The following is a 25,234-nucleotide window of genomic DNA, read 5'->3' as shown; positions in this document are numbered from 1 at the left end:
CCTGGGCGGGTAAGGGTCAAATCGGCCGTAAACGTGCGCCCAGCAAGCGCTGGCAGCTATCAAAATTGAATCTCTTTGCTCACCCTGGGCGCGACTGCCGCCGGAACGCGGCGGGCGATTGCCCGGTCCAGGCGCGGAAGGCGCGGATGAAGCTCTTTTCGTTGCCGAACCCGGCTGCCTGCGCCACCTGCTTGACCGGGCGGTCGGTGCGCTGCAGCAGCTCCACGGCGCGCGCCTGGCGTACCTCGTCCTTCAGCGCCTGCAGCGAGGCACCTTCCTCCTTGAGCTGGCGGTGCAGCGTGCGTGCCGACAGGTGCAGCCGCTCGGCGATCAGCCCGGCGCTGTGCAGCGCGGCTGGGTCGCTGGTCAGCAGCTGGCGCACGCGCTGCACCAGCAGGCGGTCGCGCCGGTACTGCAGTACGGTCAGCGGCAGGGCGCGCTGCAGCATCTGGCGCAGCGCTGTTTCGTCGCGTGCCAGGGGCAGCTGCAGGTAGCGCGCGTCGAAGCGGATGGCGGCGTGCGGCGCGCCAAACGTCACCGGGCCGGGGAACAGCAGCGGGTACACCCCGGCATGTGCGGGTGCCGCGAACGGAAAGCGCGCCTCCTGCAGCGGCAGGCGCGAGTCGATCAGCCAGCACGCCACGCCATGCAGGTTGCGCAGTACCGACACCAGGCAGAACTCGCGCAGCGCGCCGTCGCCGCCGGGCGGGTCGCGCTCCTGCAGCGTGACTTGGGCCGTGGCGCCCTCGGTGGTCAGCGTGAGCGCGATGCTGTCGGTCAGCAGGCCGTGGTGGCGGCACCAGCGTGCCAGCGCCACGCCCAGGTGCGGCGCGGTGATGGAGGCGCGCGCCAGCATCCCGTAACTGCCCCAGGGCAGGCGGCGCGTGAACCAGCCCAGGGCTTCGTCGTCCAGCTCGCGCATGGCGCCCTCGCACAGCGCCTCCATTTGCCAGGCGGTGATGCGGGCCTGGGGATCGGCCACTTCCTCTGGCGCGATTTGTGCCTGGCGCAGCACGTGGGTCGCGTCCATGCCGCGCAGTGCGTAGGCGCGCACGATGGCCTGGACAAACGCCATGGGCGTGACCGCTGCGCCGGTGCGCGGCAAGGGGCGGAGGGCGGACTGGGAGGGCAGGGACGGGGTGTACATGGTGTGATGCGGTTGTGGCAATTATTGCAACCTGGCTGGCCCCATCTGCAGCACCTGGCGGCGTATGCTGCGTCCAGGCGGGATGGCACCCGCACGCACAGGAGACCGTTGGATGACCGCACCCCTTACCTTGAGCCAGGCCCAGGGCCGCACCGATACGCCCCTGATTGAGCAGACGATCGGCCAGTTCTTCGACGCCATGGCCGCGCGCCAGGGCGCGCGCGAGGCGCTGGTATGCCGCCACCAGGGGCTGCGCTATACCTACGCCGAGCTGCACACCGAGGTGCGCCGCCTGGCCAGCGCACTGCTCGGCCTGGGGCTGCAAAAGGGCGACCGCATCGGCATCTGGTCGCACAACAACGCCGAATGGGTGCTGATGCAGTTCGCCACGGCCCAGGTGGGCCTGGTGCTGGTCAACATCAACCCGGCCTACCGCACCAGCGAGGTGGAGTACGCGCTGAACAAAGTGGGCTGCAAGGCGCTGGTGACCATGGCGCGTTTCAAGACCAGCGACTACGCCGGCATGCTGCAGCAACTGGGCCGTGCGCGGCTGCCGCAGCTGCAGCACATCTTCTGGATCGACACGCCGGGGCAGGGCGAGGACATTGCCGGCATGCAGCGCTTTTCTGCGCTTATGGCGAGCGGCGACGCGCAGGACGCGCGCATCGACGTCGTGGCTGCCACGCTGGCCAACACCGACCCGATCAACATCCAGTTCACCAGCGGCACCACGGGCTTTCCCAAGGGCGCCACGCTGACGCACCGCAACATCCTGAACAACGGCTTCTTCATTGGCGAATGCATGCAGCTCACGCCCGAAGACCGGCTGTGCATTCCCGTGCCGCTGTACCACTGCTTTGGCATGGTGCTGGGCAACCTGGCCTGTGTGACGCACGGCGCCACCATCGTCTACCCCAACGACGGCTTCGACCCGCTGCTGGTGCTGGAGACGGTGCAGGCCGAGCGCTGCACCGGCCTGCACGGCGTGCCCACCATGTTCATTGCCGAGCTGGACCACCCGCGCTTTGCCGAGTTCGACCTCTCCACGCTGCGCACCGGCATCATGGCTGGCTCGCCCTGCCCGATCGAGGTGATGAAGCGCGTGGTCAGCGACATGCACCTGTCGCAAATCACCATCGCCTACGGCATGACCGAAACCAGCCCGGTGAGCTGCCAGAGCAGCACCGCCACGCCGCTGGAAAAGCGCGTGGCCACCGTGGGCCAGGTGCAGCCGCACCTGGAGGTGAAGATCGTGCACCCCGAGACCGGCGCCGTCGTGCCCGTGGGGCAAAGCGGCGAGCTGTGCACGCGAGGCTACTCGGTGATGCACGGCTACTGGGGCGATGCCGAGAAAACCCGCGAGGCCATTGACGCCGAGGGCTGGATGCACACCGGCGACCTGGCCACCATGGACGCCGAGGGCTACGTGAACATCGTCGGCCGCATCAAGGACATGGTGATCCGTGGCGGCGAGAACATCTACCCGCGCGAGATCGAAGAGTTTCTGTACCGCCACCCGCAGGTGCAGGACGTGCAGGTGGTGGGTGTGCCCGATGCGCGCTACGGCGAGGAGCTGTGCGCCTGGATCATCGCCAAGCCCGGCACGCAGCCGACCGAGGACGACATCCGTGCCTTCTGCAAGGGCCAGATCGCGCACTACAAGGTGCCGCGCTACATCCGCTTCGTCCCCGGCTTCCCCATGACCGTCACGGGCAAGATCCAGAAATTCAAGATCCGTGACGAGATGAAAAACAGCCTTGGCCTGACCGAGGAAAAAACCGCCTGAGCCGCACCCCGTTTGAAAAGGCCCCCGCCATGATTCTCGAATCCCAACTCAACCCCCGTTCCGCCGACTTCCAGGCCAACGCCGCAGCCATGCGTACCGTGGTGGAAGACCTGCGGGCGCAGCTCGCCAAGGTGGCCCAGGGCGGCGGCGAGGCCGCACGCGCCAAGCACGTGGCGCGCGGCAAGCTGCTGCCGCGCGAGCGCGTGCAGATGCTGCTGGACCCCGGCACGCCCTTCCTGGAGCTGGCACCGCTGGCCGCGCTGAACATGTACAACAACGACGCGCCGGGCGCGGGCGTCATCACCGGCATTGGCCGCGTGAACGGGGTGGACTGCATGATCGTGTGCAACGACGCCACCGTGAAGGGCGGCACCTACTACCCCATGACGGTGAAGAAGCACCTGCGCGCGCAGGAAGTGGCGGCGCAAAACCGCCTGCCCTGCATCTACCTGGTGGACTCGGGCGGCGCCAACCTGCCCAACCAGGACGACGTGTTCCCGGACCGCGAGCACTTTGGCCGCATCTTCTTCAACCAGGCCAACATGAGCGCCCAGGGCATTGCACAGATCGCTGTGGTCATGGGCTCGTGCACCGCTGGCGGTGCCTATGTGCCTGCCATGAGCGACGAGTCCATCATCGTCAAGAACCAGGGCACCATCTTCCTGGGCGGCCCGCCGCTGGTGAAGGCCGCCACGGGCGAGGTGGTCAGCGCCGAGGACCTGGGCGGCGGCGACGTGCACACGCGCCTGTCCGGCGTGGCCGACCACCTGGCGCAAAACGACATGCACGCGCTGGCACTGGCGCGCACGGCGGTGGCCAATTTGAATAAAAACAAGGCGCAAAACCCCGCCGATCAAGCGCCAGTAGCTCCTAAATATGCAGCAGACGAGCTGTACGGCGTGATTCCCACCGACACGCGCAAGCCCTTTGACGTTCGGGAAATCATCGCCCGCATCGTCGATGGCAGCGCGTTTGACGAGTTCAAGGCGCGCTTTGGTAGCACCCTGGTGTGCGGCTTTGCGCGCATCGAGGGCATGCAGGTGGGCATCATCGCCAACAACGGCATCCTGTTCAGCGAAAGCGCGCAAAAGGGCGCGCACTTCATCGAGCTGTGCTGCCAGCGCAAGATTCCGCTGGTGTTCCTGCAGAACATCACCGGCTTCATGGTGGGCCGCAAGTACGAGAACGAGGGCATCGCGCGCCACGGCGCCAAGCTGGTCACGGCCGTGGCCACGGCCAGTGTGCCCAAGTTCACCATCATCATCGGCGGCAGCTTTGGCGCCGGCAACTACGGCATGTGCGGCCGCGCCTACAGCCCACGCTTCCTCTGGATGTGGCCCAACGCGCGCATCTCCGTGATGGGCGGCGAGCAGGCCGCCAGCGTGCTGGCCACCGTCAAGCGTGATGGCATCGAGTCCAAGGGCGGCAGCTGGAGCGCGGAGGAAGAAGAAGCCTTCAAGGCGCCGATCCGCCAGCAGTACGAAGAGCAGGGCCACCCCTACTACGCCACCGCACGCCTGTGGGACGACGGCGTGATCGACCCCGCCGACACGCGCCGCGTGCTGGCGCTGGGGCTGTCGGCCACGCGCAATGCGCCCATCGAGGACACCCGGTTCGGCGTGTTCCGCATGTGAGGGGCGCGACCATGGACGCGGTGGCCCACTTCAGCCAGCTTGCGCGTTACAACGCGTGGGCCACGGCGCGCCTGCTTGATGCGGTGCGTGCCGTGGAGGAAGCGGACTACCGCCGCGACGTGGGCCTGTTCTTCAAGAGCATTCACGGCACGCTCAACCATCTGCTGGTGGCCGAGCACCATCTCTGGTATCCGCGCTTTGCCGAAGGCGCCTCGCCCCGCGTGGCGCTGGATGCGGAACTGGAGTCCGGCCGCGCACGGCTCGATGCCCGCCTGCGCGAGGGCGCGGCGCGTTGGGAGCGGCTGGTCGCGGCGGTTCCCGCCGAGCGCTGGGATGGCGCGCTGGACTACACCACCATGCGTGGCGACGCGGCTTCTTTGCCCTTTGCTGCCACGCTGGCCCATGTGTTCAACCACGGCACGCACCACCGCGGCCAGATCACGGCGGCGCTCACCGCACAGGGCCAGCCGTGTCCCGCGCTGGACTTTGTCTATTACCTGCAAAACCCCTCGCAGCCATGACGCAAAACCTTTCCATCACCCAGTCCGGTGCAGTGGCGCGCATCACGTTGACCCAGCCCGAGATTCGCAACGCCTTCAGCGATGACGTCATCGCGGAGCTGACCGCCGCCTTTCAGGACGTGGGCGCGCGCCCCGACGTGCGCGCCGTGGTGCTCGCAGCCGAAGGCCCGGCCTTCTGCGCTGGCGCCAACCTCAACTGGATGCGCCGCATGGCCGACTACACGCGCGACGAGAACCTCGCCGACGCGGGCAAGCTCGCCGAGATGCTGCGCGTGATCTACACCTGCCCCCAACCCACCATTGCCCGCGTGCAGGGCGACGTGTATGCCGGTGGCATGGGCCTGGTGGCCGCATGCGACATGGCGGTGAGCGTGGACACCGCGGGGTTTTGCCTCAGCGAAGTGAAGCTGGGCCTGATTCCTGCCACCATCAGCCCCTATGTCATCCGCGCCATGGGTGCGCGCGCCGCACACCGCTATTTCCTCACGGCCGAGCGTTTCGATGCCGCCGAGGCGCTGCGCATCGGCTTCGTGCATGCGGTGGTGGGCGCGGACCAGTTGGACGCCAAGGTCGATGAGCTGCTCAAGGCCCTGACCAGCGCCAGCCCGAATGCCGTGCGCGCCTGCAAGCAACTGGTGCAGAACGTGGCCGAGCGCGAGATCGATGCCAGTCTCATCGCTGCCACGGTCGAGGGCATTGCCGACATCCGTGCCAGCGCCGAGGGGCGCGAGGGCGTGCAGTCCTTCCTGCAAAAGCGCAAGCCGGGCTGGCTGTGACCCATGGACGCGCTCTGGCTGCAGATCGTGCAATGGCTCCACACCGTGGGCCTGCATGTCGATGCGGGCACCGCACAGGCGGTGGCCGAGGGAGCGGAGCGCGCTACGCGGCAACTCGACATGCCCAGCCTGCTGGCGCTGGCTGCCGCCCTTGGCTGGGCCAGCGGCGTGCGCCTGTATGCCGTGGTCTTCACCGTGGGCGCTCTGGGGGCGCTGGATTGGCTGGCGCTGCCGCCGGGTTTGCTGGTGCTGGAGCATCCGCTGGTGCTGCTGGCCTGCGGCTTCATGCTGTGCGTGGAGTTTTTTGCCGACAAGGTGCCGCTGCTCGACTCGGTGTGGGACGGGGTGCACGCCTTCATCCGCGTGCCGGCGGGCGCGCTGCTGGCGGCCGGGGTGTTTGGCGCCGACAACGTCGCCATGGCCGTGGTGGCGGGGCTGCTGGGCGGCTCGCTCTCGGCCACGGCGCTGGCCACCAAGATGACGGCGCGTGCCGCCGCCAACACATCGCCCGAGCCCTTCAGCAACTGGGGCCTGTCGTTCCTGGAGGACGGCCTGGTGGCGGGGCTGGTGTGGCTCGCCCTGCAGCACCCGGTGTGGTTCGGTGTGGCCCTGGTGCTGGTGCTGGCGGTGTCGGTGCTGCTGCTGGTTGTGCTGTTCAAGTTCCTGCGCGCTGTGTCGCGGCGCGTGTTTTTCTTTCTCTCTGAACCTGCCAAGGTGGTTTGAATGTTTACCAAGATCCTGATTGCCAACCGTGGCGAAATCGCCTGCCGCGTGGCGGCCACCGCGCGCCGCATGGGTGTGAAGACCGTGGCGGTGTATTCCGATGCCGACGCGCAGGCCAAGCATGTCGCGGCGTGCGACGAAGCCGTGCACGTGGGCGGTAATGCGCCCAAGGACAGCTACCTGCAGTGGCAGCGCATCATCGACGCGGCCAAGGCCACCGGCGCGCAGGCGATCCACCCGGGCTACGGCTTCCTGAGCGAAAACGAGGACTTCGCGCAGGCCTGCGCCGATGCCGGTCTGGTGTTCATTGGCCCACCGGCCAGCGCCATCAACGCCATGGGCCTGAAGGCCGAGTCCAAGCGCCTGATGGAGCAGGCCCAGGTGCCGCTGGTGCCGGGCTACCACGGTGCCGACCAGGACCCGGCGCTGCTGCAGCGCGAGGCCGACCGCATTGGCTACCCGGTGCTCATCAAGGCCAGCGCTGGCGGCGGCGGCAAGGGCATGCGCGCGGTGGAGAAGGCCGAGGATTTCGCCGCGGCGCTTGAATCGTGCAAGCGCGAGGCCATCAACAGCTTTGGCGACGACGCCGTGCTGGTCGAGAAATACGTGCAGCGCCCGCGCCACATCGAAATCCAGGTGTTTGGCGACACCCACGGCAACTGCGTCTATCTGTTCGAGCGTGACTGCTCGGTGCAGCGCCGCCACCAGAAGGTGCTGGAAGAGGCGCCAGCGCCCGGCATGACGCCCGAGCTGCGCGCCCGCATGGGCGAGGCGGCCGTGGCCGCTGCCAAAGCCGTGCACTACGTGGGCGCGGGCACGGTGGAGTTCATCGTCGAGCAGCCTGGCGGCTACGACGCACCCGAGCAGATGAAGTTCTACTTCATGGAGATGAACACCCGCCTGCAGGTGGAGCATCCCGTGACCGAGGCCATCACCGGCCTGGATCTGGTGGAGTGGCAACTGCGGGTGGCTTCGGGCGAACCGCTGCCGCTGCGCCAGGACGAACTGCGCATCACCGGCCACGCCATCGAGGCCCGCATCTGTGCCGAGAACCCCGACAAACAGTTCTTGCCGGCCACCGGCACGCTGGCCGTGTACCGCAAGCCCGCCTGCACCAGCTTCGAGCGCGGCGCTGTGCGCGTGGACGATGGCGTGCGCGAGGGCGACGCCATCAGCCCGTTCTACGACTCCATGGTGGCCAAGCTCATCGTGCACGGCGACACGCGCGAGCAGGCGCTGGCGCGCCTGGACGACGCGCTGGCGCAGACCCACATCGTCGGCCTGGCGACCAACGTGCAGTTCCTGCGCCTGGTGGCGCGCAGCGATTCGTTCGCCCAGGGCCGCCTCGACACTGCGCTGATCCAGCGCGAGCAGGCCGTGCTGTTCCAGCAGGAGCGCGTTGGTCTGCCGCTGGCCGCTGCCGCCGCCGTGGCGCAAACGCTGCTGCGCGAGCGCGCCGCCGAGAGCGCCGATCCGTTCAGCCGCCGCGATGGCTTCCACTCGCACGCCGAACTGGAGCGCCGCTTCGAGTTCGACTTCGGCGGCCAGCATGCCAAGGCCTGGCTGACCTACGGCCGCGACGGCGCGCTGGCCCTGCGCGTGGGCGAGGGCGACGCGGCCGTGGCCGGGCCGCTGGTGTTTGCGCCGCTGGCCGACGGCGCCATCGACCTGCAGTTCGCAGGCCAGCGCACCCGCGCTGCCGTGTATGCCCAGGGCGAGACGGACCACGTGTTCACGCCCCAGGGCGCAACGCGCATCGAGGCCATCGACCTGCTGGCCCACGCGGGTGATGCCCAGGGCGAGGGCGGGCGCCTCACCGCGCCCATGCCGGGCAAGGTGGTTTCGTTTGCCGTGCAGGCTGGCGACAAGGTGACCAAGGGCCAGCCGCTGGCCGTGATGGAGGCCATGAAGATGGAGCACACCATCGCCGCGCCGGCCGACGGCGTGGTGCAGGAGCTGCTCTACGCGCCCGGCGACCAGGTGACCGAGGGCGCCGAGCTGCTCAAGCTCTGCGCCGCCTGACAGCGCGGCGGCGGCGCGCGCGGTACGCTCGGGGGTTGCACTTTTTTGCCCGGCGCGGCGCGGCCGATCGTTTATGCAGGCTTTACTCCCGACCCCAACCTCCCAGGACGATTCTCCGGCGCCGCCGCTGTGGCGGCTGGCGCTGGCCTGGTGGTTCCTGTGCAGTCCCGTGCTCTGGATGTGGCCCAGCGGGCGCACCTTGCTCGACACCGTGGTGTCGGCGGCAGTGCTGGCGCCGGTATTCCTGTGGCGCCGCGTGGGCCAGGCCGCGGCGTGGCTGCTGGTGCTGATCGGTGCCGTGTACCTGGGCTACTTCCTGGCCGTGCGCTCGGCGCCTGACGAGTACTTCTGGTTCACGCTGCTCGGCTCGCATGCACAGGAAGCGGTGGAGTACGCGTCCTCGTGGCGCTGGCGCGATGCGCTGTGGCTGCTGGCGTGGCTGGCACCCGCCACTGCCGTGGCCTGGTGGCTGGCGCGGCGCGCGCGGCCGGTGCGGCGCAAGGCCTGGCGCCGCGTGCTGGCGCTGCTGGGGCTGGTGTGGGTGGCCTGGGGCGTGGTGTCGGCCTTCAAGGGCGACAGCGTCGAGGCCACGCTGCGCAAGATCAACCGCGTCTATCCCGTGGCCATGTTCGAGTCGTATGCACGCCAGCAGGTGGCGTCGCACCAGATTTTTGCCGTGCCGCGCGTGGCTGCGCCCACCGCGCCGGCGCGCGCCGACCTGATCGTGCTGGTGATTGGCGAGAGCGCCAGCGCGCAGCGCTGGTCGCTGCTGGGCTATGCCGGACACGACACCAACGCCGCCCTGCGGCCCCTGCAAGCCGATTTGCAGGCGCTGCCCGTGCTGGCCAACGGCAACAACACCGCGCTCGCGCTGCCCGTGCTGCTGAGCGGCCAGGGGCTGGAGCACCTGCCGCCGCAGGGCCTGCCCACCTACCTGGACTGGGCGCGCGCGGCGGGCTTTCGTGTTGCCACGTTCAGCAACCAGAGCACTTCGGGCACGGCGGAGACGTTTTTCCACGCTGCCTACCGCCAGCGCTCCGACTGGTACGTCAACCTGCCCGACGGCGAATACGACGGCGCGCTCACGCCGCTGCTGCAGCAGGCGCTGGGCGAGGCGCGTGAAAGCGCGCAGCCGCTGCTGGTCACGCTGCACACCTACGGCAGCCACCCGCGCACCGGCAAGCGCTACCCGCCCGAGCGCGCGCACTGGGACGACGTGTACGACAACAGCATTGCCTACGCCAGCGAACTGCTGGCGCAGTGGATTGGCCTGCTGCAGGCCGAGGGCCAGGGCCGCCGCGCGGTGCTGCTGTACCTCTCGGACCACGGCCTGAACCTGCTCGACTGCGGCGGCAACTACACCCACGGCAGCGCGCGCAGCGCCTACGAGGTGCCGCTGCTGGCCTGGAGCAACGCTGCCTTCCGTGCCGCCCAGCCTGCCTGGGCCGCGCAACTGGCGCACCATGCGCAGCCTGCGCCTGAGGGCCTGCCGCGCCTGGACAACCGTGTCTTCGCCGCCACGGTGGCCGACCTGCTCGGCTACGGTGGCGCCACCGCCTACCCTTCCCTGGGCGCGCCGCAGGATGCGCCCGAACCCCTGCTCGGCGGCCAGCCCTACCGTGCGCGCGCCCAGGCCAATGCCTGCGACGTGCGCGCCCAGGGCGGCCCGCTGCATTGATCCCCTTCCGGAGCACGACCATGAACATCCCCACCCGCGTACGCATCATCGACGTCGGCCCGCGCGACGGCCTGCAGAACGAAAAGCAGGCCGTGCCCAGCGAGGTCAAGATCGGCCTGGTGCAGCGCCTGCAGGACGCGGGCCTGCGCGAGATCGAGGTGACCAGCTACGTCAGCCCCAAGTGGGTGCCGCAGATGGCCGACAACCACGCCGTCATGTCCGGCATCGCGCGCCAGGCCGGGGTGCGCTACAGCGTGCTCACGCCCAACCTCAAGGGCTGGGAGGCGGCCGTGGCCGACCGGCCTGACGAAATCGTCGTCTTCGGCGCCGCCAGCGAGGCGTTCAGCCAGAAGAACATCAACTGCTCGATTGCCGAGAGCATCGAGCGGTTCGCGCCGGTGGTCGAGGCGGCGCGCGCCGCAGGCGTGGCCGTGCGCGGCGCCATGAGCTGCACCGTGGGCTGCCCCTACGAGGGCGAGATCGCGCCCGAGCGCGTGGCCTACCTGGCGGGGCTGATGAAGGGCATCGGCGTGCAGCGCGTGGACGTGGCCGACACCATCGGCGTGGGCACGCCGCTGAAGGTGCAGCGCGCCATCGCGGCGACGCTGCAGCACTACGAACTCGATGCCGTGTCTGGCCACTTCCACGATACCTACGGCCAGGCCCTGTCGAACACGCTGGCGGCGCTGGAGCTGGGCGTGTGGAACTTCCAGTCTTCGGTGGCGGGCCTGGGCGGCTGCCCCTACGCCAAGGGCGCCACCGGCAACGTGGCCACCGAGGACCTGGTGTACCTGCTGCACGGCATGGGCATCGAGACCGGCATCGACCTGGACAAGCTGGTCGATGCGGGCGCGTACATCAGCGATTTCCTCGGCCGCAAGAGCGGCTCGCGCGTGGCCGTGGCGCTGTTGAACAAGCGTGCCGGGCAAGGCACTCCTGATTTGATAGCTGCTAGCGCTTGTCTGTAAAGGGCTGGTGGCTATTTTTGTTTAAATCCATGGCGCTGCGCTTTACCCTCGACCCCTGAAGCCGGCGCGGCCTCTGCGCGGGTCACCGAGCGAGGGCGGCGTCCCCCTTTCATGGAGGGCGTGAGAGGGTAAGGCGCGAAGCGCCTCAGGGGCGTGGCACGTCACTCTCCGCCCAGCACCTTCCACAGCGTCACGCGGTTGACCTGCTCCGACAGGCGCAGGCCAATCAGCGTTTGCTGCGCGGCGTACAGGCTGCGTTGCGCGTCCAGCACTGCGAGGTAGTTGTCCACGCCGGCCTTGAAGCGTGCGTCCGACAGGTCGAACGCTTTTTGCGTGTTCGCCACCATGCTGGCCTGCGCCGCCAGGCGCTCGCGCCACTGCGCCAGGTCGGCCAGCACGTCGGCGGCTTCGCGGAAAGCCGTTTGCACGGCTTTCTCGTACTGCGCCAGGGCGATGCGCTGGTTGCTCTCGGCCACCTGCACGCCGGCGCGGTTGCGTCCACCGTCGAAGATAGGCAGGCGCACCAGCGGCACGAAGCTCCAGGTGCTGTTGTCGTTGCCAAACAGCTGCTCCAACTCGGTGCTGCCCGTGCCCACGTTGGCCGTGAGGCTGATGGTGGGGAACAGCGCTGCGCGCGCGGCGCCGATGTTGGCGTTCATGGCGCGCAGCGTGCTCTCGGCCGCTTGCACGTCGGGGCGGCGCAGCAGCACGGTCGAGGGCAATGGCACTGGCACGGGGGGCAGCGCTGCCACGTCGGCCGACTCCTGCAGGCCCAGGGTTTGCGCCGTCGGCAACAGGTGTTGCGGCACGGTGCCGCCCGCCAGCAGTTGCAGCACGTTGCGGTCGCGCTCGACCTGGGCCGTGGTGCTGGCCACGTCGCCGCGTGCGGTGTCCACCGTGGTCTGGTTCTGCGCCAGCACCAGCCCCGAGACCGCGCCGAGCTGGTGCATGCGCCGCGTCAGTTCCAGCGCTTTGACGCGGCTGGCCAGGGTGTCGCGGGCCAGCTGCAGGCGCGCCTGGTCGGCTGCCAGCGTGAGCCAGGCCGTGGCCACGTCGGCCACCAGGCCGATGCGCACGTTGCGCTGGTTCTCCTGGCTTTGCAGGAATTGCTGCAAGGCTGCTTCGTTCAGGTTGCGCACGCGCCCCCACAGGTCGAGCTCGTAGCTGGCGAAGCCGAGCTGCGCCGTGTACTGCGTGGCGAGGGTGGCGTTGCCGCTGGCGTTCAGGTCGGCGGCCGTGCGGGCGCGGTTGGCCTGGGCCTGGGCGTTCACGCCGGGCAGCAAGTCGGCGCGGCTGATGCCGTACTGGGCGCGGGCTTTCTCGATGTTCTCCACCGCCACGCGCAGGTCGCGGTTGTGCGTGAGCGCCAGGGCCACAACCTCGCGCAGCGCGGGCGATTGCAGCCACTGCATGCCCTGGGCCTCCCGCAGGGCGGATTCGTCCGCTTGCGCGGGCGCGCCCTGGGCAGAGACAGCTTGCGGAACGGGCAGGGGCGGTGTCTGGTGCGTGGGCGCGAGGTTGCAGCCCGCCAGCAGCAGCGCCGCAGTGCACAGCAAGGGTTTTACCGTCATGCCGCGTGCTTCTGTGCATCGTCGTGGCGCGAGCGGCTCTTGAACCAGCTGCGCACCAGCAGGAAGAACACCGGCACCAGGAAGATACCCAGTACCGTGGAAGCGGCCATGCCGCCGAGCACGGCCGTGCCGATGGCGTTGCGCCCGCCGGCACCGGCGCCGGTACCGATGGCCAGCGGAATCACGCCGAAGCCGAAGGCCAGCGAGGTCATCAGGATGGGACGCAGGCGCAGCCGTACGGCAGCCACCGTGGCGTCGAACACGCTGCGGCCCTGCTCCTGCAGTTGCACGGCGAACTCCACGATCAGGATGGCGTTCTTCGCCGCCAGCCCCACCGTGGTCAGCAGGCCGACCTGGAAGTACACGTCGTTGGTCAGCCCGCGCAGCGTGGTGAACAGCAGTGCGCCCACCACGCCCAGCGGCACGGCCAGCATCACCGACAGTGGCACCGTCCAGCTCTCGTACAGCGCCGCCAGGCACAGGAACACGAACAGGATGGAGATGGCGTAGAGCAGCGGCGCCTGCGCGCCCGACTGGCGCTCCTGCAGCGAGGCGCCGGTCCACTCGTAGCCGATGCCGGGCGGCAGGGTCTTGAGGATGTCTTCCACAATCTGCATGGCCGTGCCCGAACTGACGCCCGGCGCGGCACGGCCCTCGAACTCGTAGGCTGGGCTGCCGTTGTAGCGCATGAGCTGCGGCGAGCCGTAGGCCCAGTAGGTGCGGGAGAAGGCGCTGAAGGGCACCATTTCGCCGTTCTGGTTGCGCACCGTCCATTTGGCGATGTCCTGCGGCAGCATGCGGTGCGGCGCATCGCCCTGGATGTAGACGCGCTTGATGCGGCTGTTGTTCAGGAAATCGTTCACGTAGGTGCCCCCCATGGCGCTGGAGAGCACGTTGTTGATGTCGCTGTACGACAGCCCCAGGGCCGCGGCCTTGCGGTCGTCGATGTCCAGGCGCAGCTCGGTCGCGTCCTCCAGGTTGGTGGTGCGCACGCCGGTCAGCTCGCCATGCTGGCGCATGGCGCTGAGCACGCGGTCGCGCGCGGCCAGCAGTGCTTCGTGGCCTACGGCGTTGATGTCCTTGAGCATGAAGTTGAACCCTGAACTCGCGCCCAGGCCGCGCACGGCGGGCGGCAGCACGATGATCACGCGCGCGTCGCGGATCGCGCTTAGCTCCTTGGTCGCGCGCTGGGCCACGGCGGCCGCCGACTGCGCGGCCAGCGGGCGCTCGCTCCAGGGCTTGAGGCGGACGAAGCCGCGTGCCGAGCTCTGGTCGCCATTCAGGCCCGAGACCTGGTAGAAGCTGAGAATCTCCGGCTGGCGCAGCAGGTACGCGCGCACCTGGTCGAGCACGTCCTGAAGCCGCGCGTCGGCGGCGCCCGAGGGTAGGTTGACGTTCACGTACAGAAAGCCCTGGTCCTCGTCGGGCAGGAACGAGGTGGGCAGCCGGTGCATCAGCAACGCCACTGCCGCACACACGCCGATGAAGATCAGCACCATGCGCTTGGTGCGGTGCAGCGTGTAGGCCACCGTGCCCTGGTAGCGTGCGGCCGTGGCGTCAAAGCTGCGATTGAACCAGCGGAAGAAACGGTCCGACAGGCCCAGCAACCCGGAGCGCAGCGGCCCATGGCCCTGGGCCACCGGCGGCTTCAGGATGGTGGCGCACAGCGCCGGGGTGAGCGTGAGCGCCACGAACACCGACAGGGCCATGGCGGCGACGATGGTGATGGAGAACTGGCGGTAGATCACCCCCGTGGAGCCACCGAAAAAGGCCATGGGCACAAACACGGCAGACAGCGTGACGCCGATGCCCACCAGCGCGGGCGTGATTTCCTTCATCGAGGCGCGCGTAGCCTCCTTGGCCGACTGGCCCGTCTCGTGCATCACGCGTTCCACGTTCTCGACAACGACGATGGCGTCGTCCACCAGCAGGCCGATGGCCAGCACCATGGCGAACATGGTCAGCGTGTTGATGGAGTAGCCCGCTGCCGACAGCACCCCAAAGGTGCCCAGCAGCACCACCGGCACGGCGATGGCCGGAATCAACGTGGCGCGCAGGTTCTGCAGAAACACGAACATCACCAGCACCACCAGCACCATGGCCTCGGCCAGCGCCTTGACCACCTCGTGGATGGAGGCGCGCACGAAGGGCGTGGAGTCGGAGCTGACGAAGTAGTCGATCTTGTTGGGGAAGTAGGGCTTGAGCTCGGCCAGCTTGGCGGCCACGGCGTCCGATACGGCCATGGCGTTGGCACCGTCGGCCAGGATGATGCCCATGCCCGCGCCGCGCATGCCATTGAGCTTGGCCTGGATCGACAGGTTGTCCGCCGCGAGCTCGACGCGTGCCACGTCCTTGATGGTGACGACCGCGCCGTCGGTGGCGGTCTTGAGCACGACGGCCTCAAACTCCTCCGGCGTCTTGAGCTTGGTGCGCGCCGTGATGGTGGCATTGAGCTGCTGGTTCTTCACCGCCGGCAGTGCGCCCAGCTGGCCGGCCGAGACCTGGGCGTTCTGGTTGTTCAGCGCGGCTACCAGGTCGGAGGGCATCAGGCGGTACTTTTCCATCTTCGCCGGGTCCATCCAGATGCGCATGGCGTAGAAGGTGCCGAAGACGTTGATGTCGCCCACGCCCTCGATGCGGCCGATCACATCGACGAGGTTGCTGTTGATGTAGTCGCCGATGTCCACCTCGTCCATGTCCGGGTCGGCCGAGTAGAAGCTGTAGGTGACGAGGAAGTCCTGCCCGCCCTTGTTGATGAAGACGCCCCTGCTCTTGACGCTGTCGGGCAGGCGGTTGACTGCACCCTGGATTTTGTTCTGCACCTGCACCTGGGCCACGTCGATGTTGGTGCCCGGCGCGAAGGTCAGCGTGATGCGCGACTGGCCCGACGCATTGCTGGTCGAGTTCATGTAGAGCATGTTGTCGATGCCCTTGATCTGTTGCTCCAGGATCTGCGTGACCGAGTTTTCCACCGTCTCGGCCGATGCGCCGGTGTACTGCGCGCCGATGGTCACGCGTGGCGGTGCGATATCAGGGTACTGCTCCAAGGGCAGTGTCTTGATCGACAAAGCCCCGGCGAGCATGATGACGATGGCGATGACCCAGGCGAAGATGGGCCGGTTGATGAAGAACTGCGCCATGGCGGTGCCTTGTGTTTAGCGCGCCGCGCTGCTGGGCGCCGGTGGCTGGCCCGGCGGGCTCTTGCGCTCGGCTTTGGCGGCCATGTCCACCTCCACCGGCTTGACCTGGCTGCCCGGCTTGATGCGCTGGAAGCCCTCCACCACCACGCGCTCGCCGGCCTGCAGGCCGCCTTGCACCAGCCACTGGCTGCCAATGGCGCGGTCGAGCGTGACGTCGCGCTTTTCGACCACGTCGCCGGCCTTGACCACGAGCACGCTGGGGCGGCCTGTGAGGTCGCGCGTCACCGACTGCTGGGGCACCAGCAGCGCGTCGGGCGCCAGCGCCGTGGGCAGCAGCGCCTGCACGTACATGCCGGGCATGAGTTCGCCCTTGGGATTGGGGACGACGGCGCGCAGCGTGACGGTGCCCATGGTGTCGTTGACGATCACGCCCGAGAACGCCAGCTTGCCCTGGTGGGCGTACTCGGTGCCGTCGTCCAGGCGGATGCGTACGGGAATCTTGTCGCCATCCACCCGGGCGTAGCGCCCCGCCGCGATCTCGCGCTGCAGCTGCAGCAGTTCGGTGCTTGACTGCGTGAAGTCCACGTACAGTGGGTCGAGCTGCACGATGGTGGTCAAGGCACTCGCTTGGTTGGCCGTGACCAGCGCGCCGGGCGTCACGGTAGACAGCGCCGTGCGGCCCGTGATTGGCGCCTCGATGCGGCTGTACTTGAGGTTGATGCGCGCTGTCTCCAGGTTGGCACGGGCCACCGCCACGTCGGAGCGCGCCTGCGCCGCCGCCGCCTGGCTTTCGTCATGCACCTGCTGGCTGATGGCGTCGATCTTCACCAGTTCGGCGTTGCGCCGGGCCGTGGCCTCCAGCGTGCGGGCGCTGGCTTCGGCCTTGGCGAGCGCGGCCTGGGCGCTGGCCTCGGTGGCGCGTAGCGCGGCATCGTCGATCTGGTACAGCGGCTGGCCTTGGCGCACCAGCGCACCCTCGGTGAACAGGCGCTTTTGCAGAATGCCTGACACCTGGGGGCGCACCTCGGCGCTGAGCGAGGCACGCGTGCGCCCAGGGAGCGTGGTGTCGAGCTGTTGATGCTGCGGCTGCAGTGTGACCACGCCCACTTCGGCTACGGCCTCGGTGGCGGCGGGTGCCGGGCTCTGCTTTGAGCAGGCGCCGAGCGTGCCCGCGAGGAGCAGCATGCACAGGGCCGCACGGCCGGTGCTGCGGCGGTACCAGGAGACAGGGAGCGTTCGCGCGGACGGGTGGGGGTGCAGCGGAGGGGGCGCGGCATCGTGCATAGAAGTGGTACGGATTCGTTGGGGGCGCCGCCGTATTGTGCGGCGCGCATATTTCGTGTTTGTAAAGCGATTCCGGTCAGACGGCCGTCTGAAACGCATACCCGCTGCGCGTCTGCTTGGCCTGGTACATCGCCTGGTCGGCACTGCGCATCAGCGCCGTGAGCGTTTGGCCATCCCGGGGGCTGCGGGCGATGCCCGTGCTGACCCCCACGGTGAGCGCCTGGCCCAGGAAGTCCACCGGCTGGCGCACGGCCTCGGCCAAGTCCTTGGCCAGGGCCGCCAGGCGCTCGTCGGGCAAAGGGTCGGCTAGCAGAATCACAAACTCGTCGCCACCCAGCCGTGCCACCACGTCGGTGGCACGCACCTGCGCCTGCAGGCGCGTGGCCACGGCGCGCAGCACCATGTCGCCCGCGTCGTGCCCGTAGCGGTCGTTGATGGGCTTGAAGCGGTCCAGGTCGAGCAGCATCAGCGCATGGGGCAGGCCGTCGGCCAGCATGCGCGTGGCGCTCTGCGCCAGGCCGGTGCGGTTGGCCAGGCCGGTGAGCGGGTCGGTGGCGGCGGCCTGCGCCAGATGCTCGGCGTGCAGGCGCAGCATGGCCTGGGACGCGCGCAGGCTGTTGATGCGGCTGCTCAGGGCGATGGCAAACACCACCATTTCCGCCGCCACGCCGATCTGCAGGCCGTTGGCCAGCACGAACGGCGCATCAATCACCTGCCAGTTGACCAGCACCACGCCCAGCACCGACAGGAACAGCAGGGCCTGGCCGCCCAGGTACCAGCGCGCGGGAACGAAGCCGCGCCGCATGGTGACCACGGCCGCCACGGTGGCCAGCAGCGTGCCAGTGCTGGCCAGGAGCTCGTTCAGCGCCTGCGCCACACCAAAGCGGCCTCCCAGGCCGAGCAGGGCCGTGCCCAACGCCAGCCCAGCAACGGCCTGCATCAGCCGGTCCATCCACGGCACCTGGTGCGTTTCGAGGAAGCTGCGCGCAAACAGCGTGCCCAGCAGCAGCCAGAGGCTGGGCAGCACCACGTTGCCGCGCTCAGGCCACCAAGGCCCGTCGCTCCACAGGTAATGGGCCGCGTGGCCGTTGAAGCTGGCCAACGTCAGCAGGGCGAACGCGCACTGGCCAATGTAGAAGCCGTAGGTCGTGTCGCGGAAGCTGGCCGCGAGCACCAGGTTGTAGACCAGCAGGGCCAGCAGGATGCCGTAGCAAATGCCGTCGAACAGCCGCTTGTGCTGGCGCCACTGCAGGTATTCAGCGGTGTCCCAGACCGACAGGTCGAGTGTGGCGGCGGTTTCGTTCAGCAGCCGGGCGTAGACGGTGTAGGTGCCGGGGCCAGGCAACTGCAGGCGCAACAGGTAGCGCTCGCTGCCGAGCGGCCGGGTGGCGAAGGGCTGCGACAGGCCGGTGTGCACTGGCGACGCCAGCGCCTGGCCGGCGGCGTCGAACGGGCCGTAGAAACGCACGTCCTTGAGCGCCGTGGTGTGCGTGGTGAGTACCCAGTCGCCAGTGGCCGCGCGCTGCGTCAGTTCCACCTTGAACCAGTGGGCCTGTGCGCCGCCGCCGCGGGGCTGCGGGTGCGGCGCGGGCACGAAGCGCGCGGCCTGGGCCGGCGCGCGCACGTCGTCCAGCGTCAGCGTGCCGCTGGCGTCGGCGAGCCACTGCAACTGGCCGGTTTCGCCGAGCAGCAGCCCGCGCGGGTGCGCGTCGAGCACGATGGGCGCAGCCCATGCCGCTGCCCAGTGGCTCAGCAGGATGCCCAGCAGCAGGTAGAGGCGAAGCAGCTTCATGGAGAATGGTAAGAGGACTCACAATGTAACCGCGCCGCTTTACAAAACCTGCCATGAATGATTTACCCGAAGGCGTCCTGCGCGTGGCCGCCGCGCTGAAGGATGCGGGCCACCCACATGCCCCCGTGATGCTCGATGGTGCCGCGCGCACCGCGCAGCAGGCGGCCGACGCGCTGGGCGTGGCGCTGGGCCAGATTGCCAAGAGCATCATCTTCCGGCGCAAGAGCGATGACGCGGCGGTGCTCGTCATCACCTCGGGCGACCGGCGTGTGGATGAAAAGAAGGTCGCCGCGCTGGTGGGCAAGACGGGCCGTGCCGACGCCGACTTCGTCAAGGCGCGCACCGGCTTTTCGATTGGCGGGGTATCTCCCGTGGCCCACGCCACGCCGCCGGTGACGTTGATCGACCGCGAGCTGCTGCGCTTCGACTGGATCTGGGCGGCGGCGGGCCATCCGCATGGCGTGTTCCAGTTGCGCCCGCAGGATCTGCAGGGCCTGACCGGTGCCCCTTTGGCCGATGTCGTGCAAGTGCTTTGAATCCATGAATACTACTAAATTGCTAGCTACTCACGCTTGCCAGATAAGCGCTGCAGGCCAATTTGATGTGCAAAGCACAGAGCCCGTTCCCTCGCCCTGCGTTTCGGTGTGCCGCATGAGCCCCGACCGCAGCCACTGCGAGGGATGCTTTCGCACGCTCGACGATATTCGCGCCTGGTCCCGGGCGGGCAACAGCGAGCGGCGCCGCATCTGGACCGAGGCCCTGTGTCGCGCGGGCATCGCGTTGCCTCCGGGCCTGGCATGAATTCCCCCTCCCAGGAGCCCCCCGCGATGAAAGAAATCACCTTCTACCTCGATTTCGTCTCTCCCTACGCCTGGCTGGCGTTCGAGCAGTTGCCACAGGTGCTTGAAGGCATCAGCCACCGCGTGGTGTACCGGCCGGTGCTGCTGGGAGCGTTGCTCAAGGCGCACGGCAACCCCGGGCCGGCGGGCATCGTGCCCAAGCGTGCCTGGACTTACCGCCACGCCACCTGGCTGGGCCATAGCACCGGCGTGGGGCTGGACATGCCCGCGCGCCACCCCTTCCACCCGCTGCCGCTGCTGCGCCTGGCGCTGGAGTGCAGCCAGGACGGCAGCATCAACCGCTTTACGGCGGGTGCCATCCTGCGCCACGTTTGGCAGGGCGGGCACGATGCGCTCGACCCGGCGCGGCTGGACGCGCTGCGCGCCGCACTGGCCGAACAACTGCGCGGCGACCCCGAGCAGGCCAAGCAGCTGCTGCGTGCCAACACCGACGCAGCGGCGGCGCGCGGGGTGTTCGGCGTGCCCGCGTTCGAGGCCGATGGTCGCCTGTTCTGGGGCCACGACAGCCTGCCCATGCTGCGCGCCAGCCTGCTGGGCGATGCGTGGTTCGCGCAGCATTGGGAGGCCGCTGCAAGCGTGGAGCAAGGCCTGGGGGGTTGAATACCCCGCCATGCCCAATGCTTTCAACTTTTCAGCCTCGCCGTTCGACTGCCTGAGCCCCGGCGAGCAGGCGCTGGTGCGCGCCAGTGTGGACATCGCGTACTACCCCGAGGGGGCCGTGGTGCTCGATGTGGGGGCCGTGCCCGAGCACCTGTTCGTCATCATCAAGGGCTACGTCACCCAAACCGAGGGCGAGGAAGTGCAGGCCACCTATGGGCCGGACGACTGTTTCGACGGCCGTGGCCTGGTGGCCGGGCGCGTCAGCAGCCGTTTCGTGGTGGCCGAGGAGCTGGTGGCCTACCAGCTCGCGCGTGCCACGGTGCAGGAGCTGATCGCGCGCAACGCCGCCTTTGGCGCGCTGTTGTTCTCTGACCTGGGGCACAAGCTCAGTACCCTGGCGCAGCGCGCCGAGCAGCACGAGATGCAGTCGCTGCTGATGGCGCGCGTGGACCAGGCCTATCTGCGTCCGGCGCACCGCGTGCATGCGGCGGCCGACATCGTCTCGGTGGCGCGCCTGTTCCATGAGGAGCGCACCACCAGCGTGCTGGTGGAGGGGCTGCCAAACGCACCTGAGGGTCTGGGCATCTTCACTTCCACGTCGCTGCAGCGCGCCATCCTCGACGGGCGCTCGCTGCACACCCTGTCCGTGGGCGAGCTGGCGGCCTACCCGGTGGTCACCGTGCGTGCCAGCGACACCATCGGCGACGCCATGGCGCTGCTGCTGCGCGCGCGCGTGCATCGCCTGGTGGTGGTCGATGGCGCAGGCCGCGTGCTCGGACTGCTGCGCGCGCTTGACCTGTTCAGCTTCGTGGCCAACCAGTCGCACCTGATTTCTGTGCAGATCGAACAGGCACGCGACCTGGAGATGCTTGACCGCGCCGCCGCCCAGGTCACGCGCCTGGTGTCGGTGCTGTACCGCGGCGGCACGCGCATGGCGCTGATGGCGCAGCTCGTGCAGCAGCTCAATGCGCGCCTGTTCGAGCGCGCCTGGCAGATGATCGCCCCGCCCGAGCTGGTGGCCAACAGCTGCCTGTTTGTCATGGGCAGCGAGGGGCGTGGCGAGCAGCTGCTGAAAACTGACCAGGACAACGGCCTGATGCTGCGCGACGGCTACGTGCCGCCGCCCGACCTGCAGGACATCTGCGAGCGTTTTTCCGAAGCGCTGACCTGCTTTGGCTACCCCGAATGCAAGGGCGGCATCATGCTGCGCAATGCGGCTTGGCGCGGCACGGTCAGCGAGTGGAGCACGCGCGTGCGCGACTGGCTACTGCAGCCCGAGGGCGACAGCCTGATGCACCTGGCCATCTTCCTGGACGCCCACGCCGTCGCGGGCGACGCCGCGCTGCTGGCCGAGGTGCGCCAGCGCCTGCTGCAACTGGCCACCGACAGCGACCCGCTGATCGCCCGCTTCGCCATGGCCGTGGACGCCTTCGGTAGCCCGGCGGGTTGGTGGAACCGTCTGCTGGGCCTGGGCGAGGAGGGGCCGGTGAACTTGAAGAAGGCCGGCATCTTCCCCATCGTGCACGGCGTGCGCAGCCTGGCGCTGGCGCGGCGCGTCATGGCGACCGGTACGGCCGAGCGCATCGCCGCGCTGGTGGCCGATGGCACGCTTGACGCGGGCCTTGGCCAGGAGCTGCTGCAGGGCCTGCACTTCCTCATGGGCCTGCGCCTGCAGGCCGGGCTGGCGGAGCTGGCGCTCAAGCGCGAAGTCACGGGGAACGTCGATCCGGCGCGCCTGAGCTCGCTGGAGCGCGACCTGCTCAAGGACGCGCTCTCGGCGGTCAAGCGCTTCAAGGCCGTGCTGCACCACCGCCTGCGGCTGGACGTGGTATGAACGCCGCCGCCGCATGGTGGGCGCGCCTGCGCCGCCAATGGAAGCTGTACCACCTGGGCGAGCCCGAGTTCGCCTTCATGTTCGAGCCGCCACCGCCCGGCGAGTGGGTGGCGCTGGACTGCGAGACCACGGGCCTGAACCCGCGCACCGACGAAATCGTCTCCATTGGCGCGGTGCGCATTGTGGGCGAGCGCATCCTGACCAGCGAGCGCCTGGAGCTGCTGGTGCGCCCGGAAAAGGGCGTGACGGCCGACAGCGTGCGCATCCACCGCCTGCGCGAGCGCGACCTGGCCGGCGGCCTGCCGCTGCATGAGGCCATGCGCCAGCTCATGCGCTTCATCGGCAGCCGCCCGCTGGTGGGCTACTACCTGGAATTCGACGTGGCCATGCTCAACCGCGCCGTGCGGCCGCTTCTGGGCATGGGGCTGCCGCAGCAGCGCATCGAGGTCTCGGCGATGTACTACGACTACAAATTCCACCGCATGCCGCCGCTGCAGCAGCAGAACCCCGAGATCGACCTGCGCTTCGACACGCTGATGCGCGACCTCGGCCTGCCGCAGCGCGACGCGCACGACGCGCTCAACGATGCCGTGATGGCAGCGCTGGCCTTCGTCAAGCTGCGCCGGCTGTGCGGCGGGGAATAAGCTGATAAATGGCTCTAACCCTTGCCTGGCAAGCGCTGGCAGCTATGGTTTTTGCTGCTCGCAACCCGGCTGCGTGGCCGGCACGATGCCCCAGTCCACCGTCAGTTGCGGCCCTTGTGGCTTGGAGGTCCACGGCACGCTGAGCTGGCCGTGGGTGCTGGCGCGTGCCAGGAGCTGTAGCGTTTGCGCGCTTGGTGCGGGCGCGTCGGGACTGCGGTCCACCACCACCAGCAGGTCGCAGCGCGGTAGCGCGGCGGTGTCGATCCAGGGGGCGTGGCGCGGCTCGGCGTCAATGAACACCAGAGGCTGCGACGGCAGGTGGATCGACAGGTTGCCCGCCAGCCAGGTTTCGCCGGCCAGCACGCGCAGCGGCGTGTGCGCGTGCTGGGCCCAGACCGCCTGCAGCGCGTGCGCCATGGCTGGCGCCGGGAAGTTGGAGCGGGCGTTGCGCCCCAGCTGGTCCACCAGCACGCCGCGCCCCAGCGCCAGGCCCCCCGCCAGCAGCAGCTGGGCCGCCAGGCCCACGGCCAGCGTGGCGCCCAGCAGCCGTGCCGGCGTTACGGCGGGCACCCAGCGCAGCAGCAGCAGGCCCGCGAGCACGAAGAAGGTGGTGGCCCAGGACGAGGCCAGGTGCATGCCGCCCAGGCCCAGGCACAGCGTGAGCAGCAGCGGGCCGGTGCCCAGCAGGTAGACGAACAGGCGCTCGCCATCGGGCGCGGGCAGGGACGCAGCGGGTGTGCGGCGCAGCCGCCAGCGCAGCACGCCCAGGGCGATCAGCGCGGGCGCCAGGCGTCCCAGCTGGGCGGTGGTGAAGAACCACAGGTCGGCCCAGTAGCCGGGCAGGCCGGCGCTGTCAGGGCTGCTGTTTTCAAAGGAGTCCTGGGCATAGCGCAGCGTGGCGAAGTCCGACTGCGCCATCCAGGCGACGTGCGGCGCCAGCAGCGCCAGGCACACAGCGGCGCCCAGCAGCACCGGCCCCCAGGCGCGCAGGCTGCGCATGCGCGGCTCCAGCAGCAGCCACAGCCCGGCCACGGCGAACCACACCAGAGCGCTGTATTTGGACAGCACGCACAGCGCGCCCGCGGCCCCGGCGGCGGCCCACAGCCACCAGCGCGCGGCCCCTTGCGGTGGCGCGCGCACGGCGCCCAACAGCGCCCACAGCAGCAGCCCCACCGGCAGCAGTTGCAGGGTGTTGTGGTTGGCCATGATGCCGCGCAGCCCGTGGTACGCCACCAGCGCCGTGAGCACCACGCTGACGAAGGCGCGCAGCGGCGTGGTGACCGCCAGGGCAATGCGCCACACGCACAGCAGCATGCCCGCCACGCTGAGCTGGGCCGCCAGGAAGGTGACCCACACATGGCGCCCCAGCAGCTCGGTCCAGAAAACCATCCACCAGGTGGGCGCCGGCGGGTGCTTGTAGTAGCCCCACTGCAGCGACTGGGACCAGACCAACTGCTCGATGTTGTCCCATGGCGGTGCGCGGTGGCTCAGCGCGGGCAGCAGCGTCCACAGCAGCAGGTGCAGCGCGATGAAGCCGAGCGTGAGCCAGGCCATGTGGCGCGGATCGTCGGGGTTGAGGGGCAGGAGGCCGGCACGGTGCGGCGGCGGGGCAGAGTTCATGGGGGCGGTCAAAAGCGTGCGAAAGTGTACGGGGAGGCGAGGCGCCACGTGCGCATCCGTGAGTGGCGCCCTGCGTGGTCGCCAGGGATAATGCCCGCCATGTTGCGTTTCTTTCTGGTCTTTCTGGCGCTGCAGCTCACCCTGTTCGGCATCAACATGCTCGGGTGGGTGCAGCAGCATCTGGTGCTGCCCTGGACGGCGCTGCTGGCGCGCATCTGTGCGGGACTGGTGACGTGGTTCGACAGCACGGCCACGGCGGCAGGCAAGGTGCTGTGGAATGCACAGACGGGCTTTGGCGTGTCGATCGAGCCGGGTTGCAACGGCATTGAGGCCTGCATCGTGCTGTTCGCCGCCATCATGGCGTTCCCGGCCTCGTGGCGCCACAAGCTGGTGGGGCTGGTGGCGGGCTTCGTCGCCGTGCAGGCGCTGAACGTGGTGCGCGTCATCAGCCTGTTCTACTTGGGGCAGTGGGACATGGACGTATTCGATTTCGCGCACGAGTACCTGTGGCAGGCGCTGATCATGCTCGACGTACTGGTCGTCTGGCTGGTGTGGGTGCGCGCCGGCAGCAAGGCCCCGGCAGCGCCGCCGCAGGAGCCCCCCGTGCCGCCAGCCGCCGTGGCGGCGTGAAGGA

20 protein-coding genes are annotated in these 25,234 nt (G+C 69.0%); 14 read left to right on the top strand and 6 right to left on the bottom strand.

The window, feature by feature from the left end; all coding sequences use genetic code 11:
* Positions 1-79 precede the first annotated feature (79 nt).
* On the bottom strand, positions 80-1,147 hold the full coding sequence (locus BN2503_RS07005; protein WP_054255936.1) for an AraC family transcriptional regulator: 1,068 nt from the start codon (positions 1,145-1,147) through the stop codon (positions 80-82).
* A 112-nt stretch (positions 1,148-1,259) separates the two neighbouring features.
* Between BN2503_RS07005 and BN2503_RS07000 the strand changes: the two genes are divergently transcribed.
* The 8 genes from BN2503_RS07000 to BN2503_RS06965 all read left to right on the top strand — a co-directional run bounded on the left by BN2503_RS07000 (position 1,260) and on the right by BN2503_RS06965 (position 11,255).
* Complete coding sequence (locus BN2503_RS07000) at positions 1,260-2,933, top strand: AMP-binding protein (protein WP_139235370.1); 1,674 nt, start codon at positions 1,260-1,262, stop codon at positions 2,931-2,933.
* Positions 2,934-2,962: 29 nt separating this feature from the next.
* On the top strand, positions 2,963-4,567 hold the full coding sequence (locus tag BN2503_RS06995; RefSeq protein WP_054255934.1) for a carboxyl transferase domain-containing protein: 1,605 nt from the start codon (positions 2,963-2,965) through the stop codon (positions 4,565-4,567).
* An 11-nt stretch (positions 4,568-4,578) separates the two neighbouring features.
* A complete protein-coding gene (locus BN2503_RS06990; protein WP_054255933.1) occupies positions 4,579-5,088 on the top strand; it encodes a DinB family protein in 510 nt (169 codons plus the stop codon).
* On the top strand, positions 5,085-5,864 hold the full coding sequence (locus BN2503_RS06985; protein WP_054255932.1) for an enoyl-CoA hydratase/isomerase family protein: 780 nt from the start codon (positions 5,085-5,087) through the stop codon (positions 5,862-5,864). Before BN2503_RS06990 ends, BN2503_RS06985 begins: the two co-directional genes overlap by 4 nt.
* Positions 5,865-5,867: 3 nt before the next feature.
* On the top strand, positions 5,868-6,587 hold the full coding sequence (locus tag BN2503_RS06980; protein WP_054255931.1) for a DUF4126 domain-containing protein: 720 nt from the start codon (positions 5,868-5,870) through the stop codon (positions 6,585-6,587).
* Entirely contained in the window at positions 6,588-8,609 is a 2,022-nt protein-coding gene (locus BN2503_RS06975; RefSeq protein WP_054255930.1) for an acetyl/propionyl/methylcrotonyl-CoA carboxylase subunit alpha, read from the top strand.
* A 73-nt stretch (positions 8,610-8,682) separates the two neighbouring features.
* Complete coding sequence (locus BN2503_RS06970) at positions 8,683-10,287, top strand: phosphoethanolamine transferase family protein (RefSeq protein WP_054255929.1); 1,605 nt, start codon at positions 8,683-8,685, stop codon at positions 10,285-10,287.
* 20 nt (positions 10,288-10,307) lie between these two features.
* Positions 10,308-11,255, top strand: a complete 948-nt coding sequence (locus BN2503_RS06965) for a hydroxymethylglutaryl-CoA lyase (RefSeq protein WP_054255928.1) — start codon at positions 10,308-10,310, stop codon at positions 11,253-11,255.
* A 161-nt stretch (positions 11,256-11,416) separates the two neighbouring features.
* Here BN2503_RS06965 and BN2503_RS06960 read toward each other — a convergent pair whose 3' ends face one another.
* The 4 genes from BN2503_RS06960 to BN2503_RS06945 all read right to left on the bottom strand — a co-directional run bounded on the left by BN2503_RS06960 (position 11,417) and on the right by BN2503_RS06945 (position 19,042).
* Complete coding sequence (locus BN2503_RS06960) at positions 11,417-12,826, bottom strand: efflux transporter outer membrane subunit (protein WP_054255927.1); 1,410 nt, start codon at positions 12,824-12,826, stop codon at positions 11,417-11,419.
* On the bottom strand, positions 12,823-15,966 hold the full coding sequence (locus tag BN2503_RS06955; protein ID WP_054255926.1) for an efflux RND transporter permease subunit: 3,144 nt from the start codon (positions 15,964-15,966) through the stop codon (positions 12,823-12,825). The genes BN2503_RS06960 and BN2503_RS06955 overlap by 4 nt, the downstream gene beginning before the upstream one ends.
* Before the next feature lie 15 nt (positions 15,967-15,981).
* Positions 15,982-17,151, bottom strand: a complete 1,170-nt coding sequence (locus BN2503_RS06950) for an efflux RND transporter periplasmic adaptor subunit (RefSeq protein ID WP_054255925.1) — start codon at positions 17,149-17,151, stop codon at positions 15,982-15,984.
* A gap of 175 nt (positions 17,152-17,326) precedes the next feature.
* Positions 17,327-19,042 carry a diguanylate cyclase gene (locus BN2503_RS06945; RefSeq protein WP_054255924.1) on the bottom strand — a complete coding sequence of 572 codons (1,716 nt, stop codon included), beginning with the start codon at positions 19,040-19,042 and terminating at the stop codon, positions 17,327-17,329.
* 53 nt (positions 19,043-19,095) lie between these two features.
* On the opposite strand from BN2503_RS06945, the gene BN2503_RS06940 reads away from it, so the two are divergent.
* The 5 genes from BN2503_RS06940 to BN2503_RS06925 are packed head-to-tail and all read left to right on the top strand — an operon-like array spanning position 19,096 to position 22,980.
* Positions 19,096-19,578 (top strand): YbaK/EbsC family protein, encoded by a 483-nt coding sequence (locus BN2503_RS06940; RefSeq protein ID WP_054255923.1) that lies wholly within the window; start codon positions 19,096-19,098, stop codon positions 19,576-19,578.
* 4 nt (positions 19,579-19,582) lie between these two features.
* On the top strand, positions 19,583-19,843 hold the full coding sequence (locus BN2503_RS19300) for a DUF1289 domain-containing protein (protein WP_074930132.1): 261 nt from the start codon (positions 19,583-19,585) through the stop codon (positions 19,841-19,843).
* Positions 19,844-19,869: 26 nt separating this feature from the next.
* Positions 19,870-20,502: a 2-hydroxychromene-2-carboxylate isomerase gene (locus BN2503_RS06935; RefSeq protein ID WP_054255922.1), complete on the top strand. Its 633-nt coding sequence runs from the start codon at positions 19,870-19,872 to the stop codon at positions 20,500-20,502.
* Positions 20,503-20,512: 10 nt separating this feature from the next.
* The gene (locus BN2503_RS06930) at positions 20,513-22,336 is read left to right on the top strand and encodes a putative nucleotidyltransferase substrate binding domain-containing protein (protein WP_054255921.1); all 1,824 of its coding nucleotides are present in this window, start codon (positions 20,513-20,515) and stop codon (positions 22,334-22,336) included.
* Positions 22,333-22,980 (top strand): 3'-5' exonuclease, encoded by a 648-nt coding sequence (locus BN2503_RS06925; protein WP_054255920.1) that lies wholly within the window; start codon positions 22,333-22,335, stop codon positions 22,978-22,980. Before BN2503_RS06930 ends, BN2503_RS06925 begins: the two co-directional genes overlap by 4 nt.
* Before the next feature lie 42 nt (positions 22,981-23,022).
* Here BN2503_RS06925 and BN2503_RS06920 read toward each other — a convergent pair whose 3' ends face one another.
* Complete coding sequence (locus BN2503_RS06920) at positions 23,023-24,600, bottom strand: glycosyltransferase family 39 protein (RefSeq protein ID WP_054255919.1); 1,578 nt, start codon at positions 24,598-24,600, stop codon at positions 23,023-23,025.
* Positions 24,601-24,699: 99 nt separating this feature from the next.
* On the opposite strand from BN2503_RS06920, the gene xrtH reads away from it, so the two are divergent.
* Positions 24,700-25,230, top strand: a complete 531-nt coding sequence (gene xrtH, locus BN2503_RS06915; RefSeq protein WP_054255958.1) for an exosortase H — start codon at positions 24,700-24,702, stop codon at positions 25,228-25,230.
* The last annotated feature ends 4 nt before the right edge of the window (positions 25,231-25,234 follow it).

The sequence above is a fragment of the Paenacidovorax caeni genome (genome assembly GCF_001298675.1).
Classification (GTDB): Bacteria; Pseudomonadota; Gammaproteobacteria; order Burkholderiales; family Burkholderiaceae_C; genus Paenacidovorax; species Paenacidovorax caeni.
This window is presented reverse-complemented; position numbering and strand designations above follow the sequence as displayed.